Raw genomic sequence first — 19761 nt, 5'->3', positions numbered from 1 at the left:
ACGGTCCCGTACATTCGCTCACCGGTCCGGCCGAGACCCTGGACTTTTGTCCTAAGCCCCCGGGGGCGCCCGCGAAATCCGCTTCCCCAGCGAGTAATCTCCCCCTTGAGAAGACGATCACGAGGAGGACACTCCATGCTTTCCCGCCTCTTCGCCCCCAAGGCGAAGGTCTCCGCCCACTGCGATCTTCCGTGCGGCGTGTACGACCCTGCCCAGGCCCGCATCGAGGCCGAGTCCGTCAAGGCCGTGCAGGAGAAGTACCAGGCCAACGACGACGCCGACTTCCGCGCGCGCGCCATCACCATCAAGGAGCAGCGCGCCGAGCTCGCCAAGCACCACGTCTCGGTGCTCTGGAGCGACTACTTCAAGCCGCCGCACTTCGAGAAGTACCCGCAGCTGCACACCCTGGTCAACGACACCCTGAAGGCCCTCTCGGCCGCCAAGGCGTCCAACGACCCGGCGACCGGCGCCAAGGCTCTTGAGCTCATCGCCGAGATCGACCGCATCTTCTGGGAGACCAAGGCCGCCTGATCCGGGCGCCCGAAGGATCCTCCCGCGCTGCCGGACCGAGCGCACATGAGAACGGCCCGACCGCCTTCGTGGCGGCCGGGCCGTTCTCGTTCTCGTTCGCACACTTCGCAGGAGCCGGGGCGGTCACTCGTCCGCGTCGTCGTCCTCGTCGTCCAGGCGGGCCAGCCAGGTGGCCAGGCGTTCCACCGGGACCTCGAAGTCCGGGTTCAGGTCGACGAAGGTGCGCAGCTGCTCGGCGAGCCACTCGAAGGTGACCTCCTCCTCGCCGCGCCGCTTCTCCAGCTCCTCGATGCCGCGATCGGTGAAGTACAAGTCGGGCTCCGTGCCGTGAGGTGACGCCGGTCGGTTTCGACCGGTCGATCGGGTGTTTTCCGCCAGGATAATCCGTCCCGTCACGAGACCTCCCGCCCGTCGCGCCCCCGGCGCTAGCCTGGACGTCTCACCAGTGGGGGGCGCGGATGACCGACGGGCGCACGAGCGGCTCCGCGCGCGCCTTCGAGCTCCTGGAGCCCCTCGTCCTGGCCGCGACCGTACGCGTTCACGCCCCGCCCGGCGGGTATGGAACCGCTGGAGCCGGACCCACCTGGGGGAGCGGTTTCTTCATCGCCCCCGGCTGGGTCCTGACGTGTGCGCACGTCGTCGGTGAGGGGGGTGGGGCCACCGTGCGGATCGCGGGACGCGAGGTCGGCATCAGCTTCTCCTCGGGGCGCCGGACCGGAACCGTCGCCGGGCGCGTGGAGTGCGTCATGCCCGAGCGGCTGGAGGAACGCCGGCCCCGGCGGGGAGCCCTGTGGGACCTGCCCGATCTGGCGCTCGTACGGGTGCTGGCGCCCGTCTCGCACTCCTGCGTCTGGCTGACCGACCGCTCCCGGCCCCGCTTCGACGAGGTCGCCTACTTCGGCTGCACCGAGGAACTGGGCATCCCCGAGATCACCGGCCGCACCACCCGGTTGCGCGGCACCGCCGGGAACGGCGCCGCCATCCGGCTCGGCGACGACGACGAGATCGACCCCGGCATGTCCGGCGGCCCCGTGGTGGACCTCGCGCGCGGGGAGGTCGTCGGCGTGCTCAAGGCCCGGCGGCACGCGGGAGGCGGCGGGCTCGCGGTCTCCGTCGTGCAGCTGAGGACCCTGCCGATGGCGGCGCGGGGCCAGGCCGGGCTCTACCGGCGGGTCATGCAGGCCCACGACCTGTACCACTACGACCAGCACCTCAGCGACCTCGACAACCGCCGTACGTGGACGGACGTGCACGGCGAACTCCCGCCCGAGGAGGGTGACCCGTACGCCGGCCGCGGGCGGCTCACCCCCGGCGAGCGCACCACCCTGTGCGGGCTCCTGGCCGAGCTGCCCCCGCCCGGTTCCTCCGAGACGGTACGGGCCCTGGTCGAGGCCGCCCGCGGGGAGGAGCCGGACCCCCAGCCGCCGGCCCCGCTGAGCTGGCGCGACGGGCTGGGGCTGCTGCACGACCCGCCGGGCGGGGCCGCGGAGGCCGCGGCGATGCTCCGGTACGCCACGGACGTGAGCGTGGCCGACTACCGCGAGCCGCCGACGCCCGGCGCGGACGAGGAGCTCTGGGAATGGGTACGGGCCACCGCCGAGCGGCTCTGGCGGCCCCTGCGGCGCGAGCTCGGCGAGCGCCACGAGCGGGGCCTGGCCGAGCGCGAACGGCGCCGGCGGGCCACGGCCGGGCGGGCGGCGCACGGCCCGGCCCCGCGCTCGGGCGGGCTGCCCGCCGGGGCCTCGGCGCTGCTGGAGGTGTGGGCGCACGGCTGGGAGGACCTCTACGACTGGCGGGTGTCGGTGCTGGCGGGCCCGGCCCGCCCCGGGCGGGTGACCCCGGTGGACTCGGGTGTACGGGCCACCCTGGCGGGCCTGCCCCAGGCGTTGCGCGCCCCGCTCGCCGAGGCCTTTCGGCGGTGCGACACCCACGAGGCGGCGGCCCCCCTCGAAGTGGCCGTGTCCCCGGAGCTGTTCGGGCTGCCGGTGGACGAGTGGACGGTGGCGGGCGGCGTACCGCTCGGGGTGCAGCGGCCGGTGCTGCTGCGCCACGGCGCCGGGGCGGGGGAGCACCCGGCGGACCGTGAGGGCGCCGAGGGCTCCGCCCGCTGGGCCCGGGTGCAGGCGGGACCGCTCCAGGACGAACGGGCCGACTGCATAGGGGGACGCCCCCGCACGCCCGCCGCCGAGTGGCTCTCGGGCCTGCCGGACAACACCGTGCCCGTGCACTGCCGCGCGGCGGACCAGGAGCCCACGCTGGGCTCGCTGCACGCGGTACGGGACGCCGGGTACGGGGTGGCCGTGACCCGCAGGCCCCCGCCGGGTGCGGGCGGCTCGTGCGCGCCGTTCCACCGCGGGCTGCGGGAGGAACTGGCCGAGGCCGGGCGGGGCGAGGTGCTGCCGCTGCGGTTGCAGGAGCTGCGGGGGCGGGCGTACGGGGCGGACCCCGACGCGTACTGGGCGGCCGGGGCGGGGCTGGTGTGGGAGGACCCGGCGCGGCCGCTGCCCCACGACGAGCCGCTGCAAGGCGACCTGTGACACCGCCGCGCCGGCGGATGCGAGGAAGGGAGCGCTTATGAACGACGAGTGGCTCATCTACCGCGGGGTCGGCGAGCCCCACGACGGGATCGACGCCCTGCCCGACCCGCCGCCCTGGCGGGACTTCGACGGCGGGCCCGTGGCGGAGGCGGGCGGCCCCGCCGCGGTGGCCGACGGCAACGTGGCCCGGCGGCTGGGGGCGCACCGGCAGGCGGCCGAGCTGCACCGGCCCGAGCCGGAGGAGCTTGAGGCCATCAACGCGGCGCTGTACCTGCGGCGGCCGCTGCTCGTCACGGGCTTTCCCGGCACCGGGAAGTCCACCCTCGCGCACGCCGTCGCCCACGAGTTGAAACTGGGACGGGTGCTGCGCTGGCCGGTGGTCTCGCGCACCGTCCTCCAGGACGGGCTGTACCGGTACGACGCCCTCGCCCGGCTCCAGGACGTGCAGATCGCCGCGAGCGGGTGTGGTCACGGCGCCGGCCCCGCCCCCGGCAGCGGCACCGGCACCGGCATCGGGAAGTACATCAGGCTCGGGCCGCTCGGCACCGCGCTGCTGCCCACCTCCCGGCCCCGCGTCCTCCTCATCGACGAGCTCGACAAGAGCGACATCGACCTCCCCAACGACCTGCTGAACGTGCTGGAGGAGGGGGAGTTCGCGCTCCCCGAGCTCGAACGGGTCGCCGACACCGAGCCCGAGGTCCAGGTGCTCACCGACGACGGGACGAAGGTGACCGTGCGGGGCGGCCGGATCCGCTGCCGGGCGTTCCCCTTCATCATCCTGACCAGCAACGGAGAGCGGGACTTCCCCGCCGCCCTGCTGCGGCGCTGCATCCAGCTGGGGCTCGGGCAGCCCGGCGAGAAGCGGCTCGCCACCCTGGTCCGGGCCCACCTCGGCGAGGAGGCCGCCCGGCTCGGGTCGGACCTGATCCGGGAGTTCCTCAGCCGCTCCCAGACCGAACTGGTCGCCGCCGACCAGCTGCTCAACGCCGTGTACCTGACGCACTACGCCGCCCCGCCGACCCGGGAGGACCTCGCCGACCTGCTCATCCAGCGCCTCGACCGCCCGAGGTGAGGTCCGTGCCGAGCGCCGGATCGTCCGGCATCCGGGACCTGGCCGCGCTGTTGCGCGCGGCCGGGCTCGACCCGTCCGCCGAGGAACTCGCCGACGCGCTGTGGCTGGCCGGGCACATCCGGGGCCCGGCGCGGGTGGTGCCGGGCCCGCCGCCGGGCCCCGAGGAGGAGGCCGGGGATCCGGTCACCGAGCGCGAGGAGCCCGTACGGGAAGAGCCGGAGGCTGAGGATCCGGTCAGGCTCTACGCGCCGGGCCAGCGCCGGGCCGGCGGGACCGAAGGGGCGTCGCCGGAGGAGTCGCCCGAGGAGTACGGGGTGCCCGTACGGGTGCCCGGCGCCGCCGCGCTGCCCCGCATCCTCGCCGTCCAGCGCGCCCTGCGCGCCCTCCAGCGCCACCGCCCGCCCGCCCCGCCCACCCGGCTGGTCCTGGACGAGGCGGCCACCGCCGAGGCCAGCGCCCGGGCCCTCGGGCTGGTCATCCCCGTGCTGCGGCCGGAGAGCCGGCGCGAGGCGACCGTACGGCTGGTGATGGACGCGTCCGCGTCGATGGCCGTCTGGCAGGACATGTTCGAGGAACTGCGCTCCGTCTGCGAGCGGTTGGGTGCCTTCCGCGACGTCCAGGTCCACTACCTGCACCGGCTCGCGGACGGCGGTGCGGCGCTCGGACGCGGCCCGTCGCCCGGCTCCGGGCTGCGCTCCGGGGACCAGCTGCGGGACCCGACCGGCCGGGCCCTGACCATGGTGGTCTCCGACTGCGCCGGGCCGCTGTGGCGCGAGGGCACGGCCCAGCGGCTGCTGTACCGGTGGGCGCAGTGCACTCCGTGCGTGGTGGTCCAGCCGCTGCCCCAGCGGCTGTGGGGCCGCAGCTGGCTGCCGACCGAGCGGGGCACGCTCTCCCGCATCGAGGGCGGGGCAGGGAAGCTGAAATTCCGCTCGGACCGGGCCCCGCTGCCGGGGCGACCGACCGGTGGGCTGAGCGTCCCGGTGCTGCCGCCGAGCGCGACCGCCCTGGGGGCCTGGGCCCGGCTCGTCGCCGGGCTCGGCACCGGCCCGGTCCCGGCCGAGGTGGGCCGGGTGCTGGCCGACCACCCGGCGGCGCCGGTGCCGCCGCCGCGTACCGTACGGCCGCCGCGCGAGCTGGTGACGCGGTTCCGGTCCTCGGCCGCGCCCCGGGCCGTACAACTGGCGGTGTACCTGTCGGCGGCGCCGCTGAACCTGCCCGTGATGCGGCTGGTGCAGCGCACGATGCTGCCGGACTCCGAGCCGTCGGACCTCGCGGAGGTGCTGCTCAGCGGGCTCGTGCGGCGCAGCGGGCCGGGGCCGGGGCACTGGTACGAGTTCGCGCCCGGGGTGCAGGACGTGCTGCTGGGGCCGCTGGGGCGCGACGAGGCCACGCTGGTGCTCAAGCACTGCTCGGAGTACGTGCTCGCGCACTTCGGGCGGGGCGTACGCAACTTCCCCGCGCTCGCGGTCACCCAGCTGACGGGGGCGCCGCCGATGGTGGCCGACCCGGGCTGCGAGGACGACGAGCGCGTGCCCGCGGGGCGGCTCCCGCGGGCCTTCGCGCAGGTTTCGGCCAAGGTCGTACGCCGCTACCTGCCCGGGATGCCGCAGGAGGGGACGGAGCCGCGCCCGCCCACCGCGGCCGCCGCCCCCGCCGCGCCCCGGGCGGCGGCGGTGCGCGCGGCCCGGGACCGCCTGGCCGACGCCGACGGGGTGGGCGGCGGGGGCGCGCGGGCCCTGTACGAGGCCGTGGCGGTGCTGCGGCGCGCGGTGACGGCCCCGCTGGGGCCGGGCGATCCGCCCGAGGAGGCGGAGACCGAGCTGGGCGCGGCGCTGCTGCGGCTGTGGGCGGCCCAGCGGGACCCGGAGGTGCTCGCCGAGGCGGACAGGGTGGTGACCGGGCTGCGCACGGCCGAGGGGCGGGCGCTGCGGGGCCGGGTGCTGTACGAGCGGGCGCTGACGGGCGCGCCGGACGCGGAGCTGCCGGCCGCGGAGCTGCTGGCCGCCGCGGACCGGGAGTTCGCGGCGGCGGGCGCGGCGGGCGCTGCGGGCGCGTCCGCGGACCCGAGGCTGGTGCGGGACTGCGCGGTGCGGCGGGCCGAGACCCTGATCCGGCTGAGCGAGCTGCGCGGCGACGCGGGGGCGCTCCGCGAGGCCCGCACGGTGCTCGAACCCCTGACGGGCCCGGCCCCCGGCCTCGCCGGCGCTGCCACCGGCTCCGCCGGTCCCGCCCCGGGCGTGGACGCCGGGCCGGCCCCCGCCCCGTACCCCGAGCTGCACCTGGCCCTGGGGCGGGTCCTGTTGGCCCTCCTGGCCTTCACCCCCGACCCGGCCGGCCGCACGGCCCTGGCCGAACAGGCCGCGGCCCGCCTGTCGACGGCCCTGGCCCACCCGCCGCGCACCCCGCGCACCCCGCGGGCCGCCCAGGTCCGGGTGGAACTGGCCGGCGCGCTGCGGTATCTGCCCGGCCGGCTGGAGGAGGCGGCCGGACAGCTCCACGCGGCCCTGCGGGAGGACGGCGGCGACCCGGAGCTGCGGGTGGCCGCGCTGGTGTGCCTGGCCCGGGTGCACCGGGAGCGGTACGCGCGGGACGCCGATCCGGGGGCCCTGGAGGACGCGGCCGAGGCGTACGGCCGCGCCCGCAGGCTGATCCCCCGGGACGCGGAGGCCATCGGGGAACTGCTGCCCGAGTGGGGCGAGGTGCTCCTGGAGCGGGCCCGCACCGCCGACGGGCGGCGGTTCACCGGGGCCGCCGTGCGGGTACTGCGCGACAGCCGGGCGGCGGTCCCGCAGTCCGACCCCGATGCGGCCCACCGGCTGCTGCGACTGGCCACCGGGCTGCGGCTGCGGCACGCCTACGAGGGCGACCCGGTGGACCTGTGGGAGGCGGAGTACCTGCTGGAGCTGGCCGTCCGGCAGAGCCGCGAGCCGCTGGAGCAGGCGCGGGCCTGGCGGGACCACGGCGACGTACAGCAGGAGATCTACGGCCACACCCGCGCGCCGGACCGCCTCGACCGGGCGGCGGACTCCTACCGGCGGGCCTGGCGGGCCGCGCTGGAGGCCGACCACGAGGAGCGCCGGGCCACCGGCACGGCCGTCCAACTGGCCGCGCGCGTACAGGAGTTGCGCGGCGAGGTGCTGGAGCTCCTCGCCCGGCCCCGGGCGGCCCTGGACGCGTACCGCTCGGCGCTGGAGCTGTGGGCGCGGACCGGGCCGGGCGCCGAGGTGCGCTCGGAGGCCCTGCGCGTGCGGATGCGGATGCTGGAGGCCGGGCAGTGACCGAACCGCCGCAGAACACGCCGCGCTGGCCGCCGCCAGGGCCGCCGCGACCGGCGCCCCCGACCGGAACCGCCGTTTCCGGGGACCGGTCGCAGGGGAAGGGGCAGTGGACCGTCCGGTCCGCGACACGACAGGGGGAGCAGCGGCACATGGTGACCAACCATCAGGAAGCGGTGGCCGAAACCCGGCAGTGTCCCGGGCGGCTGCCCGACCTCTCCGGGCTGGACCTGGCCGCCCTGCGCGGGATCGACCATCCCGTGCTGGCCCAGGTGATCGAGGGCATGGTCGAGCGGGTGACCCACCCGGCCGAGATCCTCAACGCGTTCGACTCCGGCGTGGTCTGACCGGACGGAGGCCGGGATGCCTGATCCGCCCCGACGAGAAACGAGTTGACCACTTTCCGCCGTTAGCGCGGACCGCCCGAGGGGCAGGGATGGACCGTCCGCTGGGGGTCCCCCGACGAAGTCCGGGGGAGGGAGGGGCAGCGATGGGCCGAGCGATCACGACCGACTCCGCCGCGGCGACCGCGCACCACGCCCGGCACGCGCCCTGGCCCTACACCCGCCTCGACCTGCCCGCGCTGCGCACCGCGGGCCACCGTCCCCACCCACTGCGGCAGTTCGTGCTCAAGACCCGCAGCCGCTGCAACCTCGCCTGCACCTACTGCTACGTCTACGAGATGGCCGACCAGGGCTGGCGCGGCCAGCCGGCCGCCATGACCCCCGCCATCGCCGCACGCGCCGCCCGGCGCATCGCCGAACACGCCGCCGCCCACGACCTGCCCCGCGTCGACCTCGTCCTGCACGGCGGCGAACCGCTGCTCACCGCGCCCGCCGCGCTGGCCGGGCCCGTCGACGCCGTACGGGCCGCCCTCGCCGCAGCCGCCCCGCGCACCCGCGTCACCGCCACCGTGCAGACCAACGCCACCCTGCTCACCCGGGGCCGCCTCGCCGCCCTCGCCCGAGCCGGGATCCGCGTCGGCGTCAGCCTCGACGGAGGGCTGCCGGAGCACAACGCCCGGCGCGTGGACCGCGCGGGGCGGCCCGGCTTCGGCGCCGCCGTCCGGGGCCTGCGGCTGCTGGCACGGCATCCGGAGAGCTACGCCGGTGTGCTCTGCGTCGTCGACCTCGCCCAGGACCCGGTGGAGACCTACGAGTCCCTGCTGGCCTTCGCCCCGCCCAGCGTCGGGCTGCTGCTGCCGCTCGCGCACTGGAGCGCCCCGCCCCCCGGCCACCGCCCGGGCCGGACCCCGTACGCCGACTGGCTCGTCGCCGTCTTCGAGCGCTGGTGGCACGACGGGGTGCGGCGCACCCGGCTCCGACCCTTCGAGGAGATCATCGCCCTGCTGCTCGGCCTGCCCGCCGCCACCGAGACCCTCGGGCTGCAGCCCGCCGCCACCGCCGTGATCGAGACCGACGGCTCCATCGAACAGGCCGATTCACTGAAATCCGCGTACGAGGGCGCCGCCACCACCGGCATGAGCCTGGACACCCACAGCTTCGACGAGCTGCTCGACCACCCCGGGCTCGCCGCCCGCCAGCTCGGGCGCGACGCCCTCGCCGCGGGCTGCCGCGCCTGCGAGCTGGTCGAGGTGTGCGGAGGCGGGCACTACCCGCACCGCTACCGCGCCGGGGAGGGCTTCCGGCAGCCGTCCGTCTACTGCGCCGACCTCCAGGTCCTGATCCGGCACGTCGCCGCCGCCCTGGCCGCGGCGACGGCCGGGCGGGCGACGCGACGGGCCGCCTCATGACCGCCGCCCTCGCCGCCTTCACCGTCTCCTCCCGCACCCTGCGCGCCCTGGCCTCCACCGAACCGTCCGCGGAGGGCACCCGCCTGGTCCGCGACGTCCGCCGCTCCCGGCGCCTGGTCCTGCTGCGCGCGGTCCTCGACGCCGCCCCCGGCGGGCGCCGCGGGGAGACCGCCGACCACTGGGCCCTGCTGGAGGAGGCCGAGCGGCGCGACCCGGGCGCCGTGCGCGACGTACTGCACTACCCGGCCACCGGGGTGTGGGCCGAGGAGACCCTGCGGCGGCTGCACGCCCCGTACGGGCCCCCGCCCGACCTCGGCCACCTCGGTGTCCTCGCCGTCGCCGCGGCCCTGCGCGCCGGGATCGCCTTCACCCACACCCTGCGGCCGCTGCACGGCCGGCTCGTCCTGCCCACCCTCGGACTGCTGCGCCCCGCCCGTCCCGGCCCGCTCGCCCTCACCGAGCGCTCCTGGGACCCCGAGGACCCCGCCACCCTGCCCCTGCACAGCCTGCCGGGGGGCGGGACGGCCCTGGACGACCTCGACCCGTACCGGGCGCCCGGTCCCGCACAGCCCGCCACCGTCCGCGCGGCCCGCCGCCTCACCTCCAAGGGGCACAAGCGGTGGGACACGCAGTGGTCCGGCGCGCTCACCCTGCTCCAGCGCTACGACACCGCCCGCGCGGAGGAGACCGTGCACCTGCTGCGCTCCGTCGTCCCGCTGGCAGGCGGCTCCCGCTCCAGCGGCGCCACCCTGCCCGCGGCCGCCGGCTCCGTCCTGGCCCGCGCCCAGGCCCCGCCCGCGCTGGCCGCCACCCTCGTCCACGAGGTCCAGCACGGCAAGCTGTCCGCCCTCGCCGACGTCCTGACCCTGCACACCGCCGACCGCACCCCCCGCCACTGGGCGCCCTGGCGCAGCGACCCCCGCCCGCTGGAGGGGCTCCTGCACGGCGCCTACGCGCACCTGGCCCTGGCCGGTTACTGGCAGCGCGCCGCCCTGTACGGGGCCCGCGGCGCCTGGGCCCAGCACGCCCGGATCCGGGCCCAGGTGGCGGCCGTACTGCCCGTCCTGCGGGCGCACGAGCGGCTGACCGACGCGGGGCGGGAGTTCACCGAGGCCATGAGCGCCGCCGAGCGGGCCATGGACGAACTGCCGCCGCCCGGGGACCAGCACACGGCGGCCCGCCGCAGCGTCGAGCGGGACCGGCGGGCCTGGTGCGAGGCCCATCCCGAACTCGCCGTGTTCACAGAAGACTGAAGCGCGCGGAGGGCTGACGGACCGTCCGCTGCGGTACGTTTTCAGTCCCGTCCACTGCCCGGAGCCCAGGGAGACGGCGCCATGACCACCGGTAGTCGACAGGACCGCGACGCGGCGGCCCAACAGCAGCACCAGCACCAGCACCAGCACCAGACCCAGCGCTTCGTCATCAGCTTCGCGGGCTTCAACCGCCCCTGGGCCGTGTGGATCGCGCACCGCCTGGAGGAGCACGGCCACCGCGTCGCCCTCCAGCGCTGGGACCCGCAGAGCAGCCCCGGCCTCGTCCAGGCGCTGGACGACCTCGCCCGCTCCGGCAGCCGGGTCCTCCTCGTGCTCAGCGAGCGCTACTTCTTCGCCGGCACCCACTCCGACGAGGAGTGGAACACCGCCCTGCGCACGGTCACCGACCGCCACCCCGACCGGTTCGCCGCCGTCAGCCTCACCGACGACCCGCTGCCCAGCGCCGTGGCCGTGCTGGAGAAGACGGACCTGTGGGGAGTGGACGCGTACGAGGCCGAGTACCGGGTGCTGCGCCGCCTGGAGCTGTGCACCGACCGCATCGGCGCCGACACCGGCCGCCGCGGCCCCCGTTTCCCCAACGACCCGCCCGAGATCTGGGGGCGGGTCCCGCGCCGCAATCCGCGCTTCACCGGCCGCAACGACGTCATCGGCACCCTGCGCGCGGCACTGACCGACGCCCCGTCGGGCGCGTCCACCGTCACCCTGCTCGGGCTGTCCGGCGTGGGCAAGACCCAGGTCGCCACCGAGTACGCCTACCGCTTCGCCTCCGAGTACGACGTGGTGTGGTGGGTCCCCGCCGAGGACCGGCCCACCCTGCGCGAACGCCTCGCCGACCTGGCCCCCGCCCTCGGGCTGCCGCGCGGCGCCGGCAGTTACGGCGAGCAGATCCGGGCCGTCCAGGAGGCGCTGCGGCGCGGATCCCCGTACGGGCGCTGGCTCCTGGTCTTCGACGGCTGCGACAACCCGGACGACCTGATCGACCTGCTGCCCTCCGGCGCCGGCGACGTGATCATCACCTCCCGCAACCGCGAGTGGGCCGCCCGGCACACCAGCCTCGTCGAAGTGCCGCTCTACGCCCGCCCCGAGTCGGTCACCTTCATCCGCCGCCGGGCCCGCCGCCTGACGGCCGACGAGGCCGACCAGCTCGCCGAGGCCCTGGAGGACTACCCCCTGGCCCTCGACCAGACCGCCGGCTGGCTGGCCGACTCCCCGCTGACGGTCGGCGACTACCTGGCGCTGCTGCGGCGCCGGCTGGACTCCCGCGAGGCCGTCACCGTCTCCGACGACTACCCGCTGCCCTTCCCCACCGCGCTGGCGATACTGCTCAACAACGTCCGGGAGAACTTCCCCGACGCCCTCGCCCTGCTGAGGCTGTTCGTCTTCTTCGCCCCCGGACCGGTGCCGCTGCGGCTGCTGCGCGAGTTCCCCGCCGAGGACGTGCCCGAGGAGCTCGCCGGGCTGATCAACGACCAGATCCGGTGGAACGCGGCCCTCAACAAGCTCGTCCAGTTCTCCGTGGTGCGCCTGGAGTACTCGGACCTGGCCGTGGAGGAGGGCGGCGGCGGGCTGGAGACCGTACAGCTGCACCGCATGGTCCACGGCATCGTCCGCGAGAACCTCTCCGAGGAGGAAGCCGAACCGCTGGCCCGGGCCGTCCGCCAGGTCCTCGCCGCCGCCGACCCCGGCCGGCCCTCCGACGCGCGGCTGTGGCCCCGGTACGCCGAACTCGTCCCGCACCTGGACACCTCCGGCGTGCTCACCAGCAGCAACCCGCGCATCCAGAACTTCCTGCTGCACTGCCTGCGCTACCTGATCCTCGCCGGGGAGTACCGCACCTGCCTGCGGCTCTCCGAGGAGACCGACCAGATCTGGCGGGCCGCGCTGGGCGAGGACCACCCCAAGGTGCGCGAGCTCAGCTACCAGTACGGAAACGCCCTGCGCAACCTCGGACTGTTCCGCCGCGCCGAGACCCTCACCAAGACGGTGGCCGACCGGCTCACCGAGGAGCGCGGCAACCGGGACCTGGAGAGCCTGCGCGCCACCAGCGCGTACGGCGGAGTGCTGCTGTGCATCGCCAAGTTCGAGCCGGCCCGGGAGATCTTCGAGCACTGCCTGGCCACCTACCGCGAACTGCTCGGCGAGGACGACACCACCACCCTGGACGCCCAGAACAACCTGGCCGCCACCTACCGCCTCCTCGGCCGCTACCAGGACGCCTACGACCTGGACCTGGACACCCTGCGCCGCCGCGAGCGGGTCCTGCGGTCCCTGCACATCTCCACCCTCGCCTCCGGCATCGCCTGTGCCATGGGCCTGCGGCTGATGGGCCGCTACCGCGAGGCCCAGACCCGCCAGGAGCAGGGCGTCAAGCTCAACACCCAGGTGCTGGGCCTGGGTCACCCCCAGACCCTGCGGGCCGAGCACAACCTCGGGCAGTGCCTGCGCCGCTCGGGCGACATCCCCGGGGCGGGGCTGCGGCTGCGGACCGTGTGGGAGCGGGCGACGCGCGTCTTCGGCGTCGACTACCCGTGGACCCTGATGGTCGCCTCCGACTACGCGACGTACCTGCGGGAGTACGGGGACGTCGGCGAGGCCCGCCGGATCTCCGAGGACGTGGTCCGCGGCTACCAGTCGCAGCTCGGCCTCGCCCACCCGTACAGCATCGGCACGGTCGGCAACCTCGGCCTGGTGCTCCGCGCGCAGGGCGAGCGGGCGGAGGCGCTGTCCCTGGCGGAGCAGGCACTGGTCGGCATGCGGGGCGCGCTCGGCGACCGGCACCCCTGGACCCTGGGCTGCGCCCTCAACGCCACCGGCCACCGCAACATCACCGGACGGCTGGAGGACGCACTGTCCCTGAGCCGCGAGACGCTGCGCACGGCCGAGCAGGTCCTGGGCGCGGACCACCCGATGACCCTGAGCGCGCAGATCGCGCTGGCGGCGGACCTGCGCGCGGTCCGCGAGGACGCGGAGGCGGCCACCCACGAGGACGCGGGCATCAAGGGCCTGACCCGCACCCTGGGCCCGCAACACGTCCACACGATCGCGGCCAAGCAACAGACGCGCCCGTACTGGGACTTCGAGCCGCAGCCCTAGCCGAAGCCTTGGCCGCGGCCCCAGCCGCGGCCTTGAGCCGCAGCCGGCTGTCAGTGGCCCCAGGTGACGTCGGTGATGTCCTCCTTGTCGCCCTGGGGGGTCGGGTCCAGGGGGACGGTCACCGAGCCGAAGTCGAAGGCCGAGACGTGGGGGGACTGCGACGGCTCCCCGGTGGACGCGTGCGCCGCGCCCAGGACGCCTACGGCGATGACGGCCGCGGCCGCGGTCTTGGCGATGCGAGTGGCGAGCGTGGACATCGGGTTCCCCCTGGGAGCGCAATCAGTTCTGTCAAGTCTCCGGGCACCTGCCCGGTTCCCGGTTCCGGCCGGTTCCCCCTGCCGATGCCCCTACTCTGCTGGGCCGTCAGAACGGGTGGAAGAGGTTCCTGGTGGACGGATCCTGCATCTGCATATCCCGTCCATCGGACTGCAGGAGGGAGTTCCAGTGCTGGGGGACCAGCGCCGCCCCGAAGGACACCACGGTCCACGCGGCGAACGCGGCGTGCGCGAGGAGCGTGCGGTGGCACAGGGCCGACGCTGCCCGCTCCGCGAGGGCGAGCGAGGGCGCGGTCAGGTAGAAGCCGACGACCGGGCCGCCCACCGCGTCGCCGTGCGCACTGACGTGTTCCAGGCCCTCCCCGTCGCGGGCGCACCCCAGGAACAGCTGGGCCGCGTCCGGGGGGAGGGAGATCTGGTCCGGGGCTCGAAGTCGGACATGTACGAGATACATACGGCCATCCTGGGCAGCGCCCGCGCCCGCAGTACAGACCGGCACAGGGGACTGTTTATGCCAGAACAGGAAGTGACCAGGGGGTACTTGGCGCCTTCGTATGGTTCTCTACTGGCGCACGTGTACTAATATCCGGGGGTATCGCCATGCTGGAACTGCTCGGGCTCGACGCCGAGGCCGAACGCGTCTACCGGGCACTGCTCGCCCACCCCAAGGACGGGGTGACGGCGCTCGCTCAGCGGCTGGCGCTTCCCGAGAGCGACCTGCGCGCCTGCCTCGACCGGCTCAGTCGTCTCGCCCTGGTCCAGCCCTCCTCCCGGGAGGGCATCGGGTTCCGTGCGCTGAATCCCGAAGACGCCATGGAACTGCTGCTGGCCCGCCAGCAGGCCGAACTGGCAGCCCACCAGCAGAAGGTGGAGGCCTCCCGGGCCGCCGCCGCGCAGCTCATCGCCGAATGCTCGGCGATGCGTCCGCCGGGCGCCACCGCCGGCGCCGAGAGCCTGCAAGGGCCGGAGGAGATACGCGACCGCCTCGCACGGCTGGCCGCCAACACCCGCCACGAGATCATGACGTTCGCGCCCGGCGGGGCCCACAGCGCCGCCGACCTCGAAGCCAGCCGCGGCCCCAACGCCGCACTCCTGGACCGGGGCGTCGTCATGCGCACCGTCTACCTCGACAGCGTCCGCAACCACCAGCCCACCCTGGACCACGTGGACTGGCTGCACCGCCACGGCGGGCAGGTCCGCACCGCCCCCACCCTGCCGGTGCGGATGATCATCTCGGACCGCCGCGAGGTCGTCCTGCCCCTCGACACCAACGACGCCCAGACCGGCGCGGTCGTCCTGACCTACGACGGGACCATCGCCGCGCTGTGCGCCCTGTTCGAGAGCGTCTGGCAGAGTGCCAACCCGCTGGGCACCGCCGTCGAACGCACGATGGACGGACTGACCCGTCAGCACCGGGAGTCCCTCCACCTGCTCCTCCAGGGCCTCACGGACGAGGCCATCGCCAAACGCCTCGGGGTCTCCCCGCGCACCGCCCGCCGCATCGCCGCCGAGCTCATGGAGGCCCTGGAGGCCCGCAGCCGCTTCCAGGCCGGCGCGCACGCCGTCCAGAACGGCTGGCTCCCCGCCACCCGCGTCTGAGGCCCTCCCCGCCCCCGCCCCCTCCTCCTTCCCCTTCTCCGAAAGCCGCGTCCTGTCAGGACGCGGCTTTTCGTCGTTCAGTGGCCCAATTTGCCCTTCCCCGTCGCAGGTCGAGGTGGACGGGTTATGCCAGTGCAGAATCCGTCCACCGGAAAGGCCTTCCAGTGATCGCCGGGGACCGGCACAGTAGAGACATCGGCAGGGAGAACCGGCCGAGACCGGTGAAGCCGGAAACCCTGCAAGGGAATTCGGAAAACTTCGCCCCGTCACACGTCATATCCGGCAAGGAGGTGAAAGAAATGATCGACATCCAGGACATCGAGGTCATGGCCGAGGCGCTGACCTGCGGCAGCTACAACAAGGGCTGAGCCTGCGCAGGGTGATCCCTGCCCAGTGCGTGTGCGGCCAACGCGACGAATCACGGCGAGGAGGTGAAGGAAATGATCGACATCCAGGACATCGAGGTCATGGCTGAGGCGCTGACCTGCGGCAGCTACAACAAGGGCTGAGCCATCGTGAGGGCGCGCTCCGGATGCGGAGCGCGCCCCCGCCGTACGGGGAATCCGGGGGGAGAGGAAAAGAAATGCAAGCGACGGTTCAGCCGGTTCACGACGACTTCCTGCGCGTGGGTGGGGCGTTCACTCCGGGGTTTCTCGACCCCGACCCGGACAGGAGGCTCGCCCTCGTCGGCGAAAGCCCCTTCCTGGAGTTCGGATTCAACGAATGGCGGAAATGGGAAAGCCTTGAGGAAGTGCCGGACATCCCGGAATTCTCCCTCCACCTGGGGCGTACGGCGATCTGCGAGGGCCCGCGCGAACAGGCCCGCTACATCGACTACGTGATGGACCAGTCGGCCACCCGCCGCAGCAAGCCGACCTCCATCGGCGTGCACGTCACCGGAGACCGGGCGCTGGGCGGCGGCTCCTTCGGACTGCACTCGTACTTCACGGGCACCAAGGAGGAAGAGGAACGCGCCGTCCGCTTCCTCACCGACCTCCACAAGACCTCGGGCCTGCCCGTCTGGGTGGAGAACGCCAACTGCTACTCCGCCTCCGCCCGGGGCATCCTGGACGCCTGGCAGGCGGTGACGCGCATCTGCGAGAAGACCGGGTCCGGCCTCATCGTCGACCTCGCCCACCTCTACATCGACGCCGTCAACTGCGGTGTCCCCGTAGAGGTGCTCCTCGGCGCGGTCCCCTGGTCCCAGGTGGTCGAGCTGCACCTGTCGGGCGTCCGCACGGGACGCGACGGAACGCTCCACGACGGCCACTCCGAGGCGGTCCACGAAGGGGTGTGGTCGCTGCTGGACACCGTGGTGAGCCAGCGGCTGATCACCGAAACCGAGCCCGTCACCGTGATCGTCGAACACGCGGACCTCACCTGGACGGACCGGGCGGACCAGTACTACGCCGACTTCGCCCGCGCCGCGTCGTTCCAGGAACGGCACCGCCGGGCGGCCCTCGCGGGAGCCGCGGACGCCCAGCCGCACGACTACGGCGTCCCCTACTGCCGCGCCTACCTCCGCCAGCTCTGCAAGGGCTGGATCCCGGGCCTCGCCGAGGCATCCGAACAGCGCGGTCTGTCGTACGTCGACCTGTTCGACCAGTGGGTGGACGACGTCCGCGCCCGCGGCAAGCGCATCGTCCTCAACCTCGACGAGATCCCCCCGGCCGAACGCCCCGGGGCGGTCAGCGCCCCCCAGGACCTGCTGGCCTACGCCAAGGAGAAGCTGCGCTGATGCTGATCGGTGTCAATGTGACCTCGCCGGACACCCTGGAGATGGCGTGCCGGCTGCGCGACTCGGGCCACGTCGACTTCGTCGAGGTCCTGATCGACGGCTTCGCCCACCTCGACCCGAAGGAGTTCCGCCGCACGGTCGGTGACCTCCCGGTCGGCTGCCACATCATGCTCTCCCGGTTCCTGGACCCGGACCGGGCACGCCTCGACCACTACCTGGACCTGGTGAACCAGTGGCAGGTGGACTGCGGCCTGCTCTACGTCAGCGACCACATCGCCCACTTCTCCCACAACGGCCAGCCGCTGCCCGTCGCCCTGGAGGTCGACTACACCGACTGGCAGCCGGTGATCGACTCCGTGCGCGCCTGGCAGGACCAGCTCGGCACCGTCCTCGCCGTGGAGAACTTCCCCTCGCAGAGCGCGAGCGACATCCCGCAGGCCCGCGCCTACGCCGAGCTCACCGCGGCGACCGGATGCGAAGTCCTCATGGACGTGTCCAACGCCATGGTCGCCCAGCTCAACACCGGGCAGCCCGCCGCCGCATGGGCCGAGGTCCCGGGCGTGGGCCGACGGTTCCACCTGGCCGGCTACAGCCCCTCCCCGGCGGCCCCCTCCCTCATCGTCGACAGCCACGACGCCCCCGTCAGCGACGACACCCTCGATCTGGTGGCCCTGTTCGCCGGCCGCGCCGCACCGGACGCCACGCTCGTCGTCGAACGCGACGCCAACCACGACCTGGACGAATGGAGAACGGACCTTGACCGCACGCGCGCCGCAGTCGTCGCGGCTCAACGCCTGCATCAGCCCCACCGCCCGTGACGTCCTCACCCCGGGCTCCCGTGACCGGCTGATCGCCCAGGAATCGCTCCGCATCCGCTGGCACCAGCTCTTCGACCGCATCCCGCAGCTGGCCGAACGCCTGCCGGACACCACCGACCTCTACGAGGCCTTCCTGGAATGGGCCCTGGCCGCGGGCAGGCGGCTCGACTGGCGCATGCACCTGCACTTCCTCGCATTCCTGAACGCCGAAGGCATCGCCCTCCAGCCACAGGACCACATCGAACTGCTCGCCGCCTCGGCCGCACGCTGGTTCGCCTCCCCCGAGCACCGGCAACGGGGCCTGGCCCTCACCACCGCCGCCACCGCCCCCCGCGTCGTCGTCGCGCTGAAGGGGCAGTCGCCGCTGGAACGCGGCCGCGTGAAACTCGCCGCGGTGCCGGGCCTGGAGCCGGAACCGGGCATCCGGTGGACGCTCTCCCGCACCGGCGACTTCGCCACCCTCGCCTGGAGCCCGCTGTGACCGCCGCGACCACGGCCACCCGCACCACCGCCGCCACCCCCTCGCTGGGCCGACGCGTCCTCGCCCTGATGGGCCCCATGGTGGTGGCGTCCGTCATGGGCCAGGCCATCGCCCAGACCGATCTGTGGGTGATCAGCACGCTCGGCGAGCAGGCCGTGGCCGCCGCGGCGGTGCCCCAGCGCCTGCTCCTCCTCGACGCGATCACCGCCATGGCCATGGGCCCCGTCGTCGGGCTGTCCGTGGCCGGGGCCGTATCCGCCCACGCCCGGCGGCGCGCCGTCCAGGGCGGGCTGATCGGTGCCACGGCCGCCGGACTGCTCATCGCGGCACTCGGCCTGGCCGTGCTGCCGTACCTCGTGGACGCCCTGGTCGCCGCACCGGCCATCCGCGCCCACACGCAGTCGGCCCTGGTGTGGCTGCTGATCGCCACTCCGGTCCGCCTCGCGCAGTTCGTCGGCGCCATGGCGCTCTTCGCGCTCCGGCGCTCCCGCCCCCTCCTCGTCCTGTACGCCGTCGCCGTCGTCGCCAACGCCGCGCTCGACCTGCTCCTCGTCCACGGAGCCGGACTGGGTTTCGCCGGTGCCTACGCCGCCACCTCCGTCATCGCCGCCCTCGAATGCGCCGTCACCGTATGGCTGTTGCGCGACCACCTCTCCGTCCCCCTCCGCATCCGCGACAGCGCGCGCTGGCTGCGTCAGGTGGCGCGCAGCATGCTCACCGAGTGGGGCCACATGCTCTCGGTGATCGGCTTCGAGCTGCTGCTGGTCCTCCTCCTGACCCTGCACGCCTCCTGGGCGGACCGGCTCGCCGCGTTCTCCGCGGGCGCCGTGCTCACGGCGACGCTGCACATCCCGATCACGGCGCTGGTCAACGCGACCGGCATGGTCTGCAAGGGGGCGACCCCCTCCCCCCGGGAATGGCGGCACCTGCGCCGATGGATCCTGGGCGTGTCCGCGGGCGTCTGCGTCCTCGTCACGATCACCGCCTGGACGGTGCTGCCCGCGCTCTACGGCCTGCACGGCCCGGCCGCGACCTGGTTCACCTGGCTGATGGCCGGACAGGCCGCCGCCTTCCCCTTCCGGCTGCTGGCCGCCACCGCCGAAGGCCGGCACAAGGCCGCCGACCGCTTCGGGGTGGTGCTGCGCCTGCGGCTGCTCCAGGAGTTCGCCATCGCCCTGCCGGTCTTCCTCGCGGGCCTGCTGACGGACAACGCGGCGCTCGCCTGGTCGGGCATCGCACTGGGCTGCGCGGTCAACTACTGGCTGCTGCACACCGCCGACCCGCACCGCGTCAGCCGCTCCTGGGAGTGACC

Annotated in this window: 17 protein-coding genes; 14 read left to right on the top strand and 3 right to left on the bottom strand. The window is 74.4% G+C overall.

Annotation, left to right across the window (positions count from 1 at the left end; all coding sequences use genetic code 11):
* Nucleotides 1–135 precede the first annotated feature (135 nt).
* A complete protein-coding gene (sodN, locus tag ACF059_RS01970) occupies nucleotides 136–531 on the top strand; it encodes a superoxide dismutase, Ni (RefSeq protein ID WP_030709803.1) in 396 nt (131 codons plus the stop codon).
* Nucleotides 532–654: 123 nt separating this feature from the next.
* Here the strand turns inward: sodN and ACF059_RS01965 are convergent, their stop codons facing one another.
* Nucleotides 655–843 (bottom strand): DUF6104 family protein, encoded by a 189-nt coding sequence (locus ACF059_RS01965; protein WP_030709801.1) that lies wholly within the window; start codon nucleotides 841–843, stop codon nucleotides 655–657.
* 146 nt (nucleotides 844–989) lie between these two features.
* On the opposite strand from ACF059_RS01965, the gene ACF059_RS01960 reads away from it, so the two are divergent.
* The 7 genes from ACF059_RS01960 to fxsT all read left to right on the top strand — a co-directional run bounded on the left by ACF059_RS01960 (nucleotide 990) and on the right by fxsT (nucleotide 13538).
* Nucleotides 990–3068: a trypsin-like peptidase domain-containing protein gene (locus ACF059_RS01960; protein WP_392050153.1), complete on the top strand. Its 2079-nt coding sequence runs from the start codon at nucleotides 990–992 to the stop codon at nucleotides 3066–3068.
* Nucleotides 3069–3105: 37 nt separating this feature from the next.
* Complete coding sequence (locus tag ACF059_RS01955) at nucleotides 3106–4140, top strand: AAA family ATPase (RefSeq protein WP_392050150.1); 1035 nt, start codon at nucleotides 3106–3108, stop codon at nucleotides 4138–4140.
* A gap of 5 nt (nucleotides 4141–4145) precedes the next feature.
* Nucleotides 4146–7421: an SAV_2336 N-terminal domain-related protein gene (locus ACF059_RS01950; RefSeq protein ID WP_392050147.1), complete on the top strand. Its 3276-nt coding sequence runs from the start codon at nucleotides 4146–4148 to the stop codon at nucleotides 7419–7421.
* 149 nt (nucleotides 7422–7570) lie between these two features.
* Nucleotides 7571–7765 carry an FxSxx-COOH cyclophane-containing RiPP peptide gene (fxsA, locus tag ACF059_RS01945; RefSeq protein ID WP_392050145.1) on the top strand — a complete coding sequence of 65 codons (195 nt, stop codon included), beginning with the start codon at nucleotides 7571–7573 and terminating at the stop codon, nucleotides 7763–7765.
* A gap of 143 nt (nucleotides 7766–7908) precedes the next feature.
* Entirely contained in the window at nucleotides 7909–9171 is a 1263-nt protein-coding gene (locus tag ACF059_RS01940) for an FxsB family cyclophane-forming radical SAM/SPASM peptide maturase (RefSeq protein ID WP_392050142.1), read from the top strand.
* The gene (locus ACF059_RS01935) at nucleotides 9168–10424 is read left to right on the top strand and encodes an HEXXH motif domain-containing protein (protein ID WP_392050139.1); all 1257 of its coding nucleotides are present in this window, start codon (nucleotides 9168–9170) and stop codon (nucleotides 10422–10424) included. The genes ACF059_RS01940 and ACF059_RS01935 overlap by 4 nt, the downstream gene beginning before the upstream one ends.
* 81 nt (nucleotides 10425–10505) lie before the next feature.
* Nucleotides 10506–13538 carry an FxSxx-COOH system tetratricopeptide repeat protein gene (gene fxsT / locus ACF059_RS01930; RefSeq protein WP_392050136.1) on the top strand — a complete coding sequence of 1011 codons (3033 nt, stop codon included), beginning with the start codon at nucleotides 10506–10508 and terminating at the stop codon, nucleotides 13536–13538.
* 50 nt (nucleotides 13539–13588) lie between these two features.
* On the opposite strand, the gene ACF059_RS01925 is transcribed toward fxsT, so the two are convergent.
* A complete protein-coding gene (locus ACF059_RS01925) occupies nucleotides 13589–13795 on the bottom strand; it encodes a hypothetical protein (RefSeq protein WP_392050133.1) in 207 nt (68 codons plus the stop codon).
* Between the two features lie 106 nt (nucleotides 13796–13901).
* Nucleotides 13902–14267 carry a hypothetical protein gene (locus tag ACF059_RS01920; protein ID WP_392050131.1) on the bottom strand — a complete coding sequence of 122 codons (366 nt, stop codon included), beginning with the start codon at nucleotides 14265–14267 and terminating at the stop codon, nucleotides 13902–13904.
* Between the two features lie 146 nt (nucleotides 14268–14413).
* Between ACF059_RS01920 and ACF059_RS01915 the strand changes: the two genes are divergently transcribed.
* The 6 genes from ACF059_RS01915 (at nucleotide 14414) to ACF059_RS01890 (ending at nucleotide 19759) form a co-directional block, all read left to right on the top strand.
* Nucleotides 14414–15412: a LuxR C-terminal-related transcriptional regulator gene (locus ACF059_RS01915; RefSeq protein ID WP_366866393.1), complete on the top strand. Its 999-nt coding sequence runs from the start codon at nucleotides 14414–14416 to the stop codon at nucleotides 15410–15412.
* 164 nt (nucleotides 15413–15576) lie between these two features.
* Entirely contained in the window at nucleotides 15577–15780 is a 204-nt protein-coding gene (locus tag ACF059_RS01910) for a hypothetical protein (RefSeq protein ID WP_392050128.1), read from the top strand.
* 215 nt (nucleotides 15781–15995) lie between these two features.
* Nucleotides 15996–17150 (top strand): DUF692 family multinuclear iron-containing protein, encoded by a 1155-nt coding sequence (locus ACF059_RS01905; RefSeq protein WP_392050125.1) that lies wholly within the window; start codon nucleotides 15996–15998, stop codon nucleotides 17148–17150.
* Entirely contained in the window at nucleotides 17150–17968 is an 819-nt protein-coding gene (locus tag ACF059_RS01900) for a DUF692 family multinuclear iron-containing protein (protein WP_392050122.1), read from the top strand. Before ACF059_RS01905 ends, ACF059_RS01900 begins: the two co-directional genes overlap by 1 nt.
* Nucleotides 17907–18449, top strand: a complete 543-nt coding sequence (locus ACF059_RS01895; protein WP_392050118.1) for a hypothetical protein — start codon at nucleotides 17907–17909, stop codon at nucleotides 18447–18449. The genes ACF059_RS01900 and ACF059_RS01895 overlap by 62 nt, the downstream gene beginning before the upstream one ends.
* Entirely contained in the window at nucleotides 18446–19759 is a 1314-nt protein-coding gene (locus tag ACF059_RS01890) for an MATE family efflux transporter (protein WP_392050115.1), read from the top strand. The genes ACF059_RS01895 and ACF059_RS01890 overlap by 4 nt, the downstream gene beginning before the upstream one ends.
* Nucleotides 19760–19761: the final 2 nt, after the last annotated feature.

Origin of the sequence: Streptomyces sp. NPDC016562 (genome assembly GCF_043076955.1) — a bacterium.
GTDB lineage: Bacteria > Actinomycetota > Actinomycetes > Streptomycetales > Streptomycetaceae > Streptomyces.
Note: the sequence above shows the minus strand (reverse complement) of the source record. Positions and strands in the feature narration are given on the sequence as shown.

Excerpts from the sequence above, each read along its gene's own strand:
- sodN (WP_030709803.1), top strand. The coding sequence starts at position 136 with ATGCTTTCCCGCCTCTTCGCCCCCAAGGCGAAGGTCTCCGCCCACTGC.
- ACF059_RS01960 (WP_392050153.1), top strand. The coding sequence starts at position 990 with ATGACCGACGGGCGCACGAGCGGCTCCGCGCGCGCCTTCGAGCTCCTG.
- ACF059_RS01955 (WP_392050150.1), top strand. The coding sequence starts at position 3,106 with ATGAACGACGAGTGGCTCATCTACCGCGGGGTCGGCGAGCCCCACGAC.
- fxsA (WP_392050145.1), top strand. The coding sequence starts at position 7,571 with ATGGTGACCAACCATCAGGAAGCGGTGGCCGAAACCCGGCAGTGTCCC.
- ACF059_RS01940 (WP_392050142.1), top strand. The coding sequence starts at position 7,909 with ATGGGCCGAGCGATCACGACCGACTCCGCCGCGGCGACCGCGCACCAC.
- ACF059_RS01935 (WP_392050139.1), top strand. The coding sequence starts at position 9,168 with ATGACCGCCGCCCTCGCCGCCTTCACCGTCTCCTCCCGCACCCTGCGC.
- fxsT (WP_392050136.1), top strand. The coding sequence starts at position 10,506 with ATGACCACCGGTAGTCGACAGGACCGCGACGCGGCGGCCCAACAGCAG.
- ACF059_RS01925 (WP_392050133.1), bottom strand. The coding sequence starts at position 13,795 with ATGTCCACGCTCGCCACTCGCATCGCCAAGACCGCGGCCGCGGCCGTC.
- ACF059_RS01920 (WP_392050131.1), bottom strand. The coding sequence starts at position 14,267 with ATGTATCTCGTACATGTCCGACTTCGAGCCCCGGACCAGATCTCCCTC.
- ACF059_RS01915 (WP_366866393.1), top strand. The coding sequence starts at position 14,414 with ATGCTGGAACTGCTCGGGCTCGACGCCGAGGCCGAACGCGTCTACCGG.
- ACF059_RS01905 (WP_392050125.1), top strand. The coding sequence starts at position 15,996 with ATGCAAGCGACGGTTCAGCCGGTTCACGACGACTTCCTGCGCGTGGGT.
- ACF059_RS01900 (WP_392050122.1), top strand. The coding sequence starts at position 17,150 with ATGCTGATCGGTGTCAATGTGACCTCGCCGGACACCCTGGAGATGGCG.